Origin of the sequence: Paenibacillus sp. FSL R5-0701, from assembly GCF_037973995.1 — a bacterium.
Lineage (GTDB): Bacteria > Bacillota > Bacilli > Paenibacillales > Paenibacillaceae > Paenibacillus.
On record NZ_CP150230.1, the window covers coordinates 5,196,086 to 5,211,031 of the forward strand.

The following is a 14,946-nucleotide window of genomic DNA, read 5'->3' on the forward strand; positions in this document are numbered from 1 at the left end:
CAAAAGATATCCCTCCATATGTAATGTTTGCAGCACATAAAAAAACGGACAAACGCTAATCAGCAGGCCCTCAGGAACATTAAATTCCATTAAACACTAACTGTTATATCAGGTTTGCCCGCTCAGAAAACGTGAGAACTACAGTTGCTCACCATTACTGGAGATTACGTTTTTGTACCAGTCGAATGAATCCTTTTTGGAACGTTTGAGTGTTCCGTTACCTTCGTCATCCAGATCCACGTAGATAAAACCATAACGTTTGGACATTTCGGAAGTGGACATACTCACAAGGTCAATTGGGCCCCATGCTGTGAATCCAATCAGATCCACACCGTCTTTGATGGCTTCTTTCATTTGTTCAATGTGTTTTTTCAGGTAATCCACTCGATAGGAGTCATGGATCGAACCGTCTTCTTCAACACGGTCATATGCACCCAGACCATTTTCTACGATGAACAATGGTTTCTGATAACGATCCCAGAAGTTGTTCAGGGTTACGCGCAGACCGATCGGATCGATCTCCCAGCCCCAGTCGGATGCTTCCAGATAAGGGTTTTTCACGCCGCCAGTCAGGTTACCCGATGTTTCTTCCTTGTCTGCAGATGCAGATTTGGTTACGGACATGTAGTAGCTGAAGGAGATGAAATCAACGGTATTGTTCAGCAAGATCTCATCATCGCCTGCTTCTTTTTGAATCACGATGTCGTTTTCTTCAAAATAACGAGCCATGTAGTTCGGATATTTACCACGAGCATGCATGTCTGTGAAGAAGAGGTTAATCTGATTCTCGTGTTGAGCCAGACGAACATCTACTGGATTACATGTTGCTGCATAAGTTTCCATACGAGCAAGCATACAACCTACTTGGGAACCAGGCATAATCTCGTGAGCAAGCTTTGTTACCAATGCACTTGCTACAAATTGGTGATGCAGCGCTTGATAAGTGGTTTGCAGTTTGTTGTCCACTTTATCGATCAGAATGCCGCCGCCAGTGTACGGGCTGAACAGCATGACGTTAATTTCATTAAACGTCAGCCAGTATTTCACTTTATTTTTATAACGGTTGAACACCGTTTCTGCATATCGAACATAGTGCTGGATCACTTCACGGCCTGCCCAACCGTTATATTTTTGCGTCAAGCCAAGCGGTGTCTCATAATGAGACAATGTAACGAGCGGCTCGATGCCATATTTCAACAATTCGTCGAATACTTCATCATAAAATTTCAAGCCTGCTTCATTCGGCTCTTGATCATAACCGTTCGGGAAAATACGTGCCCAGTGAATGGACAAACGGAATACTTTAAAGCCCATTTCAGCAAACAATGCAATATCTTCTCTAAAGTGATGGTAGAAATCGATACCAAAACGTTTCGGGAAACGTTCTTCGATTTTGCCGGAGAGGATCTCTTCGATTCGGGAAGAGGAGATTTCCATGGCATGTCCGCCTGTACGCTTCTCTTTGGGAACATGAGCGATCATGTCCGCTGTGGAGAGGCCTTTGCCGTCCTTATCGAATGCACCCTCCAATTGATTGGCAGCTGTAGCGCCGCCCCATAGGAAGTTTTCGGGGAATCCTTTTTTTGCCGTGGTCATGAACAACAACCTCTTTTCGAAATTTATTTTGGTTTTTCCAGGTAAAAAACTGCAATTTAGAGCAGAAAACAAGAAAAACCTAAACTCAAGGTAAAATAGCACCAAAAAAAGGAGCTTTCATTTCACCATCAGTTTAGGTTTTGCCTGTCTTCACAGTTACAATCCATCAAAAGATGTTATTGCGTATTCTGTTGTGTTTGCTCTTGTAATGTAAGCGTAACATATCTATTTTGCAAAATCAACTTCACTGGATCAACTGATCGTTCACACACTCTCACCATCGAAAAAATTAACGCGGCATACGCATAATCGCTGCCCTTAATGCCTGCGCTCCTTCCTCCGTTTCCAGGTAAACAGCGGGACTTTGGTCCCCTAAAGCCGGGATATCTTTCGCCATCCATTCAAAAGCGTACTCCCCCATTTCACACAAAAGCACCCGACTTATATCTGCCGGAATCCCTTGTAATCGCGCACGTTCTACCCATGCAGGATCCATCTTTTGTCCAAGTTCTTCGAACAATTCGGAAAATGAGTCCCAGCTTGCCTGATTAAACTCCTTTAAATAGATACCTTTCATACTCATGTAATTTCACTCCCTGGATTGCAATTAATAACTCCGAAGTCCTATCTGACACAATTCATCCTTAAGCCGCTTGAATCCGTTTCTGTAACAGGTAGACTTAATTTTAAATGTTTTTCGGGGGAAAGAACAGTCAAGGAGGATTCAATAATGACTCAGGAAGAAAACACATCCGGTTGGGATGCGATTGATCAATCCATGCGTGAATTGTATGGGGAACAGGAACCAAAACACTACGGCACTGCCCTTCCGTATATGCTCGGTGGGCCTGATCCACTTGATGGTATCAGCGTCTATGCGGTGAACACACCTATGCCTCACTGGCATTTTGTCACATATGGTTTCTCTGAATTATATGAAAAAGAGATGCAGGATGCATCCAAGAGCGGATATGGATTCGAGCTCACCTTTCGTCTTACACGCAGTGAAGCAGAGACTGATCCGCCAGCCTGGGCGCTGAATCTGCTACAGAATGTAGGACGTTACGTGTTCAACAGCGGAAATATCTTTCAGCCAGGAGATTACATGGACGCCAATGGCCCCATCTGTCTGGAATCCGATACTTTGCTGACTGCTCTCTCGTTTATTGAAGACCCGGATCTACCCGCAATCTCTACGCCTAATGGTTCAGTGCAATTTATTCAGATGGTTGGCATTACAGGTCGGGAATTGGAAATGGTTCAAAGCTGGAATGCTCGTGGATTCCTGTCTGTCTCCTCCATGTTCATGCCCAAATATGTGACGGATCTGATGAGAAATTCGTACGCAGATATTCCTTCGGTTATACAAGCGGTTGAGGATGGAATGGAGAAGGACGGGTCCAGTACAGCGTTTTTATTCATACAACAACTGGCTTGGGAGTCTCCTCGCAAAAGATTGCTGCAAAAATCGGTCCCGGCCAAACTCCAGCTTGGAGCCAAACAAGCCGTATTAGTTGGCACCATCCTTCGCAGCCGAATTTTGAAAGGTGCCTCCCTATCCTTGATTGGACCGGATACGAATATTCTGTTCGAAGCAGGAGAACAACCAGCCGTATTGGAATCGGACAGACAAGTTACCCTGACGGTAAACAAACAAATTGTTGAGGAGCTGGCAGAGAACCTTCATCCGGTTGAAGGGACATTCGAGGTGGTTTCGTTAGATCATCTTCTCGTTCAGATTGTTAGAACAGAGATTAAGGACCAGGAAGGACATGTCATTCAAACGATTGGATGAGAACTGTACAGCAAGGAGGAAACAACATGCCTGCCATTACATTTGCCACACGACACGAAGAGTCCCCGACTTGCTCGGATGCAGCAGGAACGGCTCCGTTCGACTATTTACCAAAATCCAGTCTGGACAGGCTTCGCAAAATCAATCACTTTCTGATTCATGCATTCCAGAACAGTATCTCGGATATCAAAGAGAATTTAACGGGCACCTATCTTTTTCTACTCACAGATACGGACGGTGTGTTACTCTCCATGGATTACAGTTCAGATCTTGAAGCTGTGGTGAAACATTCCCCTATATGTCCGGGTATGATCTTCACCGCAAAGAGCTGTGGAGTTAACGCCATATCAGAATCGATGGATAACAATAAACCTGCACTGTTGCTGCCGGAACAGCATGAAAGTCCTTATTTTCAAAGCTGGCATTGTTATGCCGCACCTCTGTTCATGGGATCACAACATGTTGGTTATCTGGATGTGTCCACCATTAATGCAGATATGCAAGGTGAACTAATCGCCATTGCCAAGCTAATTCCAGCTTACATGCAGAACTGTTACCAGAGTCAACAGACTGCTGAACTGTGCGACAAACCGACGGTGGAGTTCACCGAGCGTCAGTTAACCATTCTTGAGATGATAGCCGGTGGCCTCACTGTAAAAGCCATTGCTTTGAAATTAAAGATCAAGGAATGCACCGTGAATCATCACAAAAAAGTGATTTTTAACAAATTAGGTGTGCAATCCAGCACAGAAGCTGTTTCAATTGCCAGCCGAATGTCTTATGTATAGAAGACCCCTATAGATTCCTATAGGTAGTATATGAGAACATTTGTGCTACAATTTAGAAAGCAGGCAACATGTAGAGAGAGAAACACACACACACATTTCAGGAGGGTAATATGACAATTCCAAAAAAAGCTTCTTTATTCGCCATGCTTATTATGATTATGCTGGTTGCAGCCGCTTGCGGTGACAAAGCAGATAACACAGCCGCAACAGAAGAGCCTACCCCGACAGAAACAACGACTGGTACTGATTCAGATACAGCGAATACAGAAGAAACAGAGAAAACAGAACCAGCAAGCGAAGAGTCCAAGGAAACTGATAATTCCCAAGACGTTGAGCTGGGGACGACGGAAAAAGGTTCTTACAACAATGATTATTTCGGCGTATCTCTGAAATTCCCGGAAGCATGGGAGTTCCAGGATGCTGCAGGCATGAATGAGCTGACAAGTGCTTCATCCGAAGCGATTGCTGGTGATGATGAAACAAAGAAAAAACAAATCGAACTGTCTCAGACCAAAACATTGAATCTGCTTATGGCTTCAAAGTATCCACTGGACGGGGGTCAAGTTGGCCCTTCCGCTATGGCCATTGCTGAGAAAGTAAGCTTGTTGCAAGGCATTCGTACAGGTAAAGACTACCTGGAAGCAACCAAAAAATTCATGGTGGATAGCCAGTTCCCTTACGATTATAAGGAAATGACAACGGAAACCATCGGTGGTAAAGAGATGGATCTGATGCAAATCACGATGGATGCAGGTGACGGTTCAACCATTACTCAAGATTACTATAGTACAATCATTGAAGGTTATGCTTTCAACTTCATCTTCACTTACATGGATGATAAGACCAAAGCCGAGATTGATACCATCAAAAAATCGGTTCAATTCAAATAATCGCTTTCGATTACTGCCATTATTCAAAGCACATATAACACAACCCCGATAACGATCTATGGAGATCATTGTCGGGGTTCTTTTTTTACTAAAAAAAGATGTCTTGCTCTTGCACTAGCTAGATATGGCTACCCAGTGCCCTTCCGTGATCTCTACCCACTTGGAATGTTCGAGATTATAACGGTCCTCTACTTCAATATTTTCTTTTGTTGTTTCTTTGACAACATGTCTCTTTTTCTTCGCTTCTACCGCTGGGTCAGGCACAGGAATAGCAGACAGCAACGCCTTGGTATAGGCATGTTGCGGGTTGGAATAGAGTTCTTCACTCTCAGCCAGCTCCACAATCTTCCCGTTATACATCACCGCCACTCGATCACTGATATGTTTAACCATAGACAAGTCATGCGCGATGAAGAGATACGTCAATCCGAGTCGCTGCTGCAACTCTTCAAGCAGCTGTACGATCTGAGCCTGTATCGATACATCCAGTGCAGACAACGGCTCATCACATACGATGAATTCAGGTTCCACAGCCAGAGCTCGTGCAATACCGATCCGCTGTCTCTGTCCACCCGAGAATTCATGTGGATAACGCTGCGCATGGGTGGGATCGAGACCGACCATCTCCAGTAACTCCTCCACCCGCTTCTCCCGCTGAGATGCAGTACCTGCAAGTTGATGGATATCAAGCGCTTCTCCAATGATATCCATAATCCTCATTTTGGGATTCAGAGATGCGTAGGGGTCTTGGAAGATGATCTGCATATGTCTGCGCATCGTTTTCATCTCCGAAGCTGACAAGCGATTGAGAGGGACTCCTTTAAAGAGTACATCTCCACCTGTTGGCTCATGCAACCGCAGTATCGCACGCCCCGTGGTTGATTTTCCGCTGCCAGATTCCCCTACAACGCCAAGTGTCTCTCCTTGCCGAATATGGAAGCTGATATCATTCACTGCCTTTAAGGTATTGCCTTTCCCCAGATTAAAATGTTGTCTGAGCGATTTCACCTCAAGCAACGGCTGATCATCTTCCAGATCTCTCGGGACCAATGATACCGGTTTTGGCTTTTTCTTCTGATCCAGACGTGGTAATGCATTCAGAAGTCTGATCGTATACGGATGTTTGGGATTAGCAAAAATCTCTGTTGTTGTCCCGGTTTCCACAATCTGTCCTTCTTTCATAACAACAACCCGATCACACATGCCTGCTACTACGCCCAAATCATGCGTGATCAGAATAATCGATGTGCCCAGTTGGTCCTGCATATCTTTCATCAAATTCAGAATCTGGGCCTGAATGGTAACGTCCAGTGCGGTTGTCGGCTCATCGGCAATGAGCAATTCAGGACGACAAGCAAGTGCAATACCAATCATGACCCGCTGACGCATGCCTCCGGAGAATTCGTGTGGATATTGGTTGTAGCGTATTTCACTACGAGTTATCCCCACCCGCTCCATCATGGCAATTGCCTGTTTCTTGGCTTCCCTTTTGGACACCTTCTGATGTTTGATCAGACTCTCGGAGATCTGTTTCCCTACTTTAATGGTCGGATTAAGAGAACTCATCGGGTCCTGAAAGATCATACCAATATCACGCCCGCGGATGCTCTCCATCTCTTTCTGCGTTTTATTGGCCAGGTCGCCCCCTTTAAATAGAATCTCTCCCTTTTTCATCTGCGAAGGCGGGGAAGCAAGCAGCCTCATAATGGAACGTGCGGTCACACTCTTTCCACTGCCCGATTCGCCTACAATGCCCAGCGTCTCGCCTTTGCACACTTCAAAACTCACTCCTCGCACTGCCTGAAACTCACTCTCTCCAGAATGAAAAGAGACCGATAGATCATTCACTTTCAGTAAAGGTTCCATATCATCACCAGCTCTCATCCGTTTTTCACATTCACTCATCTCATATGTATACCATTTAAATCCTTGACAATTGTTTAGACCCTAAATAATATATACTATATCAATCGGAATAATGCAATTTAAACCTGAATGAGAGGAGGCACGCTTGGTTTGAATCTTGCAGAAGGCAGCAGACTCTCGCGGTTGGTGCACAATTTAAGTTTTATTTATGGCAAAATGCTGCTTCATCCTTCCTACCGATATGTTCTGTTCATTCTTGGATTACCGATCAATCTGGTCGTGTTTCTAATATGGCGTTCAAATCGAAAAAATGACGGCTGGGTAGCTGCCAGGCAGACGGCTGAGCAAGAACTGCTCGCTTCTTCCTATCGGAACAAGCTGAAGTTGGAAGTCGAAGATCAGTTGCGACGCAAACATCGTTTTTTCCAGCAACAGGTCAGTGAGGAAGAATTCACACGTCAGACCGAGGAATGGTTGGAAGAGACGGTTCAGAAAGAGTTGAAGGAGCGGACTTCTCGCATACTTCAGGAACAGGGAAATCACCGTCTAACGATGGCCGATACGTTCCGTTCGCTTTTTGAAAAACCGTGGTTTTTCGCGATATCGATTATTCCCGGCTGTCTGATGTATGGCATCCTCTTTTTGTATGGAAATCCTTATCTAAAGTACATATTTGAAAGAATACTGATGACGGTATTTGTCATTCTGGGCGTAGCCACACTCGTATTTACGATTTTGTATCTGTCTCCGTTCAACCCGGCAGCTAACATTCTCGGAGAGACAGCAACGCAGGAACAGATTGCAGCATTCAATCAGGTGTATGGCTTGGATCAGCCTTATCTTACACAGCTTTGGAACAATATTAAGGGAGTTGCTCTCTTCGATCTTGGCAAATCTTTTGCTGGAAATGAAGATGTCACAGCAACGATTGCAAGGAAGTTTCCAATTACCTTGACCCTCGCGGTCATTTCTCTGCTATTAGCACTTATCATTGCATTACCTATCGGTATCATCTCAGCGATTAAGCCTAATTCATGGTTCGATTATACGTTTATGTTTATCGCTCTGATTGGATTATCGATCCCGAATTTCTGGCAAGGACTTATTTTCATTCTGAATTTTTCAATCAAATTGCAGTGGCTTCCTGCCACCTTCAACCCGCAGAGCTGGCTCTCGATCATTATGCCAACCATTGTGCTGGGCACGGGACTTACGGCTGCGGTGGCACGGATGACTCGATCTTCCACACTGGAAGTCATTCATGAGGACTATGTGATGACCGCCCGCGCCAAGGGGTTAAGCGAACGTCAGGTCATGCTGAAACACGCTGTACGTAATGCATTGATTCCAATCGTTACTGTGGTTGGACTTCAATTCGGAGCCATGCTCGGCGGGGCAGCAGTGACGGAGAAAGTGTTTAATATCAGCGGTCTCGGCAGCTATATTGTGGATAAACAATTCATCCCCGATATTCCGAGTATCATGGGCGGAGTAATCTACACAGCAATTACGATCTCCATTATCAATGTAGCGGTTGATCTGCTCTACGCTTTTATTGATCCAAGAGTGCGCTCCAAGATGAAACAATATTAACGTGTGTGTTGAACTACCTCTTAAAGCAGGTGTATTATGACAAATTCATCCTTAACACAAGAAATGCGTTTCCGGCTTAAGTCTTCTCGAGAATACAGTCAGGCAAGCTTTGCCTGGATCACGTCCCTTCTCTTGACTGCATTATTGCTGTTCAATAGTTATGACTGGAGCGGGCAGACGTTCAAACCATATCTGCTAACGATACTTGGGATCTATGTATTCTTCACACTGGTCCAAAGTGTCATCACCCTTCGAATTCGAAAAGACTTGATCCGTACAGGTACGATCTCTACTCTGACACGCAGGATTGCCTGGGTTCAACTGCTTGCCATCATTTCTGGCAATATATTTATCGTAACGGCAGCCTTTCATCTGATTCGAAAAGCCAGGAATGTGGAGTACACCTTTGCGGTGTATATGCTGTTAACTCAGCTGTTCGTCATCGGTGTATCGGCGTTAAATGTTTTCAAACCCTATGTGGCTGACAACTTTCTGCCAGCCATGGCGGTGCTCATATTTATTCTGGTCATCGACCTGGTCGTACTGATTATCGTATCCCGATATAACGCGACCTCTATCCTCCCTCGCTGGATGATCGGTGTCAGTGTAGTACTGATTCTGACCTCAATCACAGGTAATGTATTTGCCCTATTGCTCGGCATCTCCATTATTGGGCGCATTCGCAGACAGGGGAAACAAAAATCAAACTTCTGGAATGATCTGTGGGAGCGACTTGCTCCAAATATGACTGCCATGTCCGGTTTGTTTTTTATCATTTTTCTGTTCTCGATATCGATCTGCAGCTTCTTTACCTTTGACTACAGCATGGCTGTGGAAAATAACTACTCGGCGCTGCTTCAACCGCCTTCCCTTGCGTATCCGTTGGGAACGGACGACTTCGGACGATGTTTATTTTCCCGGATTGTATTTGGTGCCCGGATTTCCTTGATCGTAGGTTGCATGTCGACCATCATTCCTGTGTTGATCGGTGGAGTCCTCGGAGCATTCTCCGGTTTCTACGGAAGGCATACGGATAACATCATCATGCGGCTGCTGGATATTCTCTATGCGATTCCGGGAATTCTGCTCGCCATTGCTATTATTGCGGCGTTTGGAGCCAATACGGTCAATCTCATTCTGGCGCTGAGTCTGGGTTCGATTCCAACTTACGCTCGTACCATGAGAGCCAGTGTGCTCTATGTATCTACTTTTGAATTTGTGGAAGCTGCACGTGCACTGGGGTACAACAATCGTACGATTATTTTCAAACACATTATTCCCAACTCCCTTGCGCCCATGATTATCAAATCCACACTCACGATTGGTGGAGCCGTTATTGCTACCAGCAGTTTGAGTTATCTGGGACTCGGCGTGGAGCCGCATATTCCAGAATGGGGTAACATTCTGAAGCTCGGCAGTACATACCTGGAGACCCACTCTTATCTGGCGATTTATCCAGGCTTGGCTATTATTCTGCTGGTTCTTTCGTTTAACTTTCTCGGTGACGGTCTGCGTGATGCGCTTGATCCCAAGCTGGAAAAGGCCTAATTGATTGGTTGAAATGAATGATATAGAAAAAAAGAAAACACACATCACACAATCAAGATATGGAGGGTAATCCCATGAAAAAACGTACACTGATCTCATTGTTATTAATTCTCGTCATTGTGATTTCTGGCTGCAGTGTAAAAACGAAAACCGAATCCCAGGCGGAGACCGCACCAGCGGACACAACAGAAACTGCACAAAAACCGGCTGACATTGAACTGCTCGCCATGAGTTCTTCCGAAAATGATGTAAACATTGTCCGCGACCAGCTGACCAAAAACGGCTTCAATGTGAAACTGAACCTGCAGCCGGATTACGGCAGCTTCAAATCCCAACAGGATGCAGGGAATTATGACATTGCCTTGTCCAGCTGGACAACGGTAACGGGAAATCCCGATTATGCGGTGCGTTCCCTTTTCAAAACAGGTGGAGATTACAGTATCCTTGCCGATGGGGAACTTGATAAGCTCATCGATCAGGCAGCTACTCAAACTCCAGATGAGTACAAAGACACGTACAAACAATTGGAAGATCGCTTGGTAACGGATCAGGCATATATCGCTCCTTTGTACATTTCCCTGAAAAGTCAGGCTGTGAACAAAGACATTCTGAATGTAGACACCGTTCGTCTCTCCAAATCCCGCGCCATGGCTTGGGAACCGATTGAATTCAAGGACAGCTCCAAAAATGCCAAAGATCCGTTGATTCTGACGCAAAGTGCATCCGTACTGACTTCCCTTGATCCAATCAAAGGAAACGACGGCTCCATCAACCAGTTGAACACCAATATGTACGTACGTCTCGTTAACTTGACGGATGACGATCAGCTGACAGCAGATGGATCACTGTCCCATAACTTTAGTATTGCTGAAGGTAATTCGGACTACTACTTCATTCTCAGAGACGATATCAACTTTGCGAAGATTGATAACAAAAAAGCTGTAGATACAGGAGAACGTGTCGGTGCAGATGATGTGATCTTCTCCCTGGATCGTGCTAAAAATAAAGATTCCGTTCCGGATCACCGGACGTACAGTCTGCATGAACACATCAAAGAAGCTGAGGTTGTAACGGATCTGAGTGCATTACAATCCATCAAACAATCCAGCGGCAACGGCACAATCCTCGAAGCATTGGAACAAGGATTGGGCAGCAAAATTACAGAACTCGTGACTGACAAAATCAAAGCAGATAATAGCGCAGGTAAATATCAGGTCGTTAAACTGACCACAACTGAACCTTTCCCGCAAGTTCTGAACTACCTGGCTCACCAATCTGCGGGTATCGTGTCCAAAAAACAGGTGGAGAGCATCAACACATATGATGTAGCTTCCTTTGACGTCAACAAAGATATTCCTTACGGTGATCAGAACACGGTGACTGAAGGCGCAGCATACAATAACACCCTTTATACTAGCGGACCTTATATTTTGTCTTATAAAAATGACTATGAAGGTGTATTCTTAAAAAATCCGGCTTACCGTAAAGGCACGGAAGATGAGCCAAAAATTGCTCAGGTTAACGTCCGATTCATCGCGGATGCAGACAGCGCCCTCTCTGCTCTTCGCAGCAGTGAAATTCACTTATACTACGGTGTACCTGAAACCAAGTATGACATCATCGAAAATGACAGCAAACTGAAACTGCAGAGTCTTCCAAGTAACGCTGTCTCCTATCTGTTGTTTAATACGGCCAATCGTGAAGTTGCCAAGAGCAGTGACCTGAGAAAAGCCGTGCTGTACTCCATTAATCAGGATGAGATTTTGAGTTTCTACAAGAACAACAAACTTAAAGCATACTCCACAGTAAGCCCGCTCGTTCAGACCGGGAATGAATTGAAAGCTGATCCTACAAAAGTAAAAGAATTCTTAAGCAATTATAACGCTTCCAAGTAAACGTATAACAAAAAAGGTTGTCACCAAGATCATCTATAAGATCTTGATGGCAGCCTTTTGTCATTCTTCCAGCACACGGCAATCTGCCAGAACATCGGGATAGTTTCGCATGCTGTCTTCATCAGTAATTTTGCGAATAACTTTGCACGGTACGCCTGCTGCAAAAGAATGCGGTGGAATATCACGAGTCACCACGCTACCTGCTCCGATCACACAGCCGTCTCCAATCGTTACGCCCCCGCATACTGTAACGTTTGCCGAGATCCATACATCGTTACCAATCGTGACCGGTTTGGCATAACATAGTGACTTCACATCACCGTTCTGGTCCACCATCCGTCTCCGCTCGCTGGCAATCATGGGGTGAATGGGAGTAACAATCGTGACATTGGGTCCAAAACTGGTATAGTCCCCGATCGTCACTTGTGCGTCGTCTTGTATCGTCAGATTGTAATTACCGAAGAAGTGATCGCCTATTCGGGTATGCACACCATAATGAAAAAAGATGGGGCCTTGCATGAATCCACCTTCCCCGATCTGCCCCAGTAACTGTTGCAATATCTGATTTCTTTCCTCAGTCTGTTCTTCAAAGGTCTGACTGTAACGCTGACTGAGATTATGGGCTCGCCTTTTGATGATCTTTAATTCGGGATCACTTGGACTAAACAACACGCCCTTCATGATTCTCTCTTCTTCACGCATCATGAATCCTCCTCTACGCTTGTTCCTGCAATTTGTAGAATTAAATCCACCAACATGACCTATGGGTCATAAGGCGTTTGATAGAATTCCTGACTTCAAGGCTTGAAGAACCATTTCTCGTAACCCAGCATCGAAATCATGTTGAAACGAGTCCTGATGTACAATCTCGGGCAACGACGGCATGGGATGATCCTTCCCGTACTGTTTCCATGCCAAGTCCAGCTCTTCTCTCTCCACCCGTTCCTGATAAATGACAATCTGGTGCGGGGCAACGACGGCATTAATCGTTTGCAGGATGTGACATACGTTCAGTACAAAATCATCTTTGCTCATGTCACGGTGCCAATCAGGTGAATAAGGAAGATATTTGATCTCACCAAACATCCCGTTTTTCCCACGGATCATCTGTCCATTCAACATCATGCCCATACCCGGCGGATATCGGTTCGGAAAATAAATTCCGGCTACATTCTGTTCCTTCATATCAGCATGCTGAGTACAGTATCCGCTAATCGCTGCATTAACATCATTTTCCACGAGAACTTTCAGTTGGAACTCGCTCTCGATCTCCCTGATCAGATGTGAATGGATAAGTTCTTCATGACTGCTCACTGTGATGTCTCCATCCACGGCTTGCCCCGGAATACCGATGCCGATCATATCAATGGACGGATACTCCGCAATGAAACGCGCGATAAGTTGCAGCACATGCTGTTTATCGAAAGCAGGCAAGAGACTCTCTTCCTTCAACACAACCTTATTCTCCAGATTCATGACCGTTGCCGAAATTAACTCCTGACCTTTCATCTCTTTGATGTAAAGAACAAGAGCAAGCTTGAAGTTATAATTATATCGATATGCCTGAGCAGGACGACCACCGTTAGACGGAACCACTTTATCCTGGAACAACTCTCCGCCATCACATAATTCCTGAATCAGCGCATTAATGGTAACTACACTAAGATTGGTTAGTAAAGCTAATTGTGGTTTGGTCGCCGTCTCAATCTGCTGCATGACTTCACGCACATTATTCAAATTGATGTATTTCATCATTGTAGCGTTGGCTTTTTTCATAACCCTCTCGTTTCTACTCTGGTTCAATTGAACCAAAGCAATGGTATGCATGTCATTTCACACCATATCATAACATAATACCTTACTCCAACACATGAGTTCCATCGTGCTGGCAAAGGATCGAAATCGGCAGAGTTGCATTGTTCACTCAAACAAATCATCCATCGACTTCACAGGCTTCACTTCTATCGGTTGCTTGGACAAGGCCATACTTGCATAGGTACCTGCCCAAATGATAACTGCCATAATAACGTAGACCATCCATACTTACCTCCCCGTTTCATGTGGATTATGATTTTGCGATACTTACCACATGTGACTATTTCTCTAGTTAATAAACAAACTTTATAAAGTATGTTACGTAAGTATGCGAGGATAATAGTTCTTTGTCAATATGATTTAGATTTATCCGAGCCCTTTTCAGTCCAAGGAAGATGTGGACAACATGACTACAACAACGCGTATTATCTCGATGCCCATAAAAAAATAACTGCCGAAAGAATCATTTAACGATTCTTTCGGCAGCCGTTTGTTCAATATACAAGCAGTTTATTTTGAATAGATTTGTTGTACCCCGGGCAATAAGGTCACAACTTGAATACCCACTCCCCATGCAAAATAGACCAAGTGAATGATAGAAACATCCTGAATCCAGTACACCTGCGCCATAATCCAGATGATGAGAGCAAACCCTGTATACAATGAAAAAGTCCAAGCCCAATAGCGGTCAGGATAGAGATTCATTCTCTCACCCATCCCCCAATGAACGTAGCGGATGAGCGAAATAGCAATCGTTGTAGGCATCACGCCAAGAACCAGCAATAGGATGATCCCCGGGAACAAAAAACTGGCAAACGGAGAATTCTCTAACAAAGATGCGGGCAAATTCACCATACTTCCGGATGGGTCTATGATTAAAATGATGCCTCCAATGATCGCCCCAATCCCCAGCATTCCAAGCATCAACATGAGTAACCACGATCTGCCTATACGTTGCTTCATCATGAATGGCTCCTTCCTTTCTCTCGTTTCTCAACTTCATATATGGAGGATTATGCTCAAACCCTCTAGTACCATTCTCACACATGCCGCGTATTGTTCCTGTGCTTCTTTTCACTATATAGATCTCGAAAATCATTCGTAATGGAAAAACTTGATAAAAGAACGTACGTTCGGTATAATGAGATTATCCTGAATAA

The 14,946-nt window shown here is 44.7% G+C and carries 12 protein-coding genes; 6 read left to right on the forward strand and 6 right to left on the reverse strand.

All coding sequences use genetic code 11. The features are described 5' to 3' along the window. Window positions 1-138: 138 nt before the first annotated feature. Together MKZ13_RS22925 and MKZ13_RS22930 are read right to left on the reverse strand one after the other, a co-directional pair. Window positions 139-1,596: a glycoside hydrolase family 1 protein gene (locus MKZ13_RS22925; protein ID WP_169481317.1), complete on the reverse strand. Its 1,458-nt coding sequence runs from the start codon at window positions 1,594-1,596 to the stop codon at window positions 139-141. Between the two features lie 289 nt (window positions 1,597-1,885). Next, window positions 1,886-2,179 carry an antitoxin Xre/MbcA/ParS toxin-binding domain-containing protein gene (locus MKZ13_RS22930; RefSeq protein WP_083657375.1) on the reverse strand — a complete coding sequence of 98 codons (294 nt, stop codon included), beginning with the start codon at window positions 2,177-2,179 and terminating at the stop codon, window positions 1,886-1,888. Between the two features lie 147 nt (window positions 2,180-2,326). On the opposite strand from MKZ13_RS22930, the gene MKZ13_RS22935 reads away from it, so the two are divergent. The 3 genes from MKZ13_RS22935 to MKZ13_RS22945 all read left to right on the forward strand — a co-directional run bounded on the left by MKZ13_RS22935 (window position 2,327) and on the right by MKZ13_RS22945 (window position 5,069). Beyond that, window positions 2,327-3,391, forward strand: coding sequence for a suppressor of fused domain protein (locus MKZ13_RS22935; RefSeq protein ID WP_221824506.1), 1,065 nt, complete (start codon window positions 2,327-2,329; stop codon window positions 3,389-3,391). 26 nt (window positions 3,392-3,417) lie between these two features. Then, a complete protein-coding gene (locus MKZ13_RS22940) occupies window positions 3,418-4,179 on the forward strand; it encodes a LuxR C-terminal-related transcriptional regulator (RefSeq protein WP_221824508.1) in 762 nt (253 codons plus the stop codon). A gap of 110 nt (window positions 4,180-4,289) precedes the next feature. Then, entirely contained in the window at window positions 4,290-5,069 is a 780-nt protein-coding gene (locus tag MKZ13_RS22945) for a hypothetical protein (RefSeq protein ID WP_221824510.1), read from the forward strand. Window positions 5,070-5,183: 114 nt separating this feature from the next. Here the strand turns inward: MKZ13_RS22945 and MKZ13_RS22950 are convergent, their stop codons facing one another. Continuing rightward, on the reverse strand, window positions 5,184-6,935 hold the full coding sequence (locus tag MKZ13_RS22950; protein WP_313771511.1) for an ABC transporter ATP-binding protein: 1,752 nt from the start codon (window positions 6,933-6,935) through the stop codon (window positions 5,184-5,186). Window positions 6,936-7,064: 129 nt separating this feature from the next. Between MKZ13_RS22950 and MKZ13_RS22955 the strand changes: the two genes are divergently transcribed. From MKZ13_RS22955 to MKZ13_RS22965, 3 genes are all read left to right on the forward strand, one after another. Next, the gene (locus MKZ13_RS22955) at window positions 7,065-8,528 is read left to right on the forward strand and encodes an ABC transporter permease (RefSeq protein ID WP_221824512.1); all 1,464 of its coding nucleotides are present in this window, start codon (window positions 7,065-7,067) and stop codon (window positions 8,526-8,528) included. Between the two features lie 36 nt (window positions 8,529-8,564). Beyond that, complete coding sequence (locus MKZ13_RS22960) at window positions 8,565-10,076, forward strand: ABC transporter permease (RefSeq protein WP_221824514.1); 1,512 nt, start codon at window positions 8,565-8,567, stop codon at window positions 10,074-10,076. 74 nt (window positions 10,077-10,150) lie between these two features. Further along, on the forward strand, window positions 10,151-11,971 hold the full coding sequence (locus MKZ13_RS22965) for an ABC transporter substrate-binding protein (protein ID WP_221824516.1): 1,821 nt from the start codon (window positions 10,151-10,153) through the stop codon (window positions 11,969-11,971). A 60-nt stretch (window positions 11,972-12,031) separates the two neighbouring features. Here the strand turns inward: MKZ13_RS22965 and MKZ13_RS22970 are convergent, their stop codons facing one another. From MKZ13_RS22970 to MKZ13_RS22980, 3 genes are all read right to left on the reverse strand, one after another. Then, complete coding sequence (locus tag MKZ13_RS22970; RefSeq protein WP_260632981.1) at window positions 12,032-12,676, reverse strand: sugar O-acetyltransferase; 645 nt, start codon at window positions 12,674-12,676, stop codon at window positions 12,032-12,034. A 63-nt stretch (window positions 12,677-12,739) separates the two neighbouring features. Next, window positions 12,740-13,726: an ROK family protein gene (locus MKZ13_RS22975; protein WP_260632982.1), complete on the reverse strand. Its 987-nt coding sequence runs from the start codon at window positions 13,724-13,726 to the stop codon at window positions 12,740-12,742. A gap of 570 nt (window positions 13,727-14,296) precedes the next feature. Beyond that, entirely contained in the window at window positions 14,297-14,752 is a 456-nt protein-coding gene (locus MKZ13_RS22980) for a hypothetical protein (RefSeq protein WP_221824520.1), read from the reverse strand. Window positions 14,753-14,946: the final 194 nt, after the last annotated feature.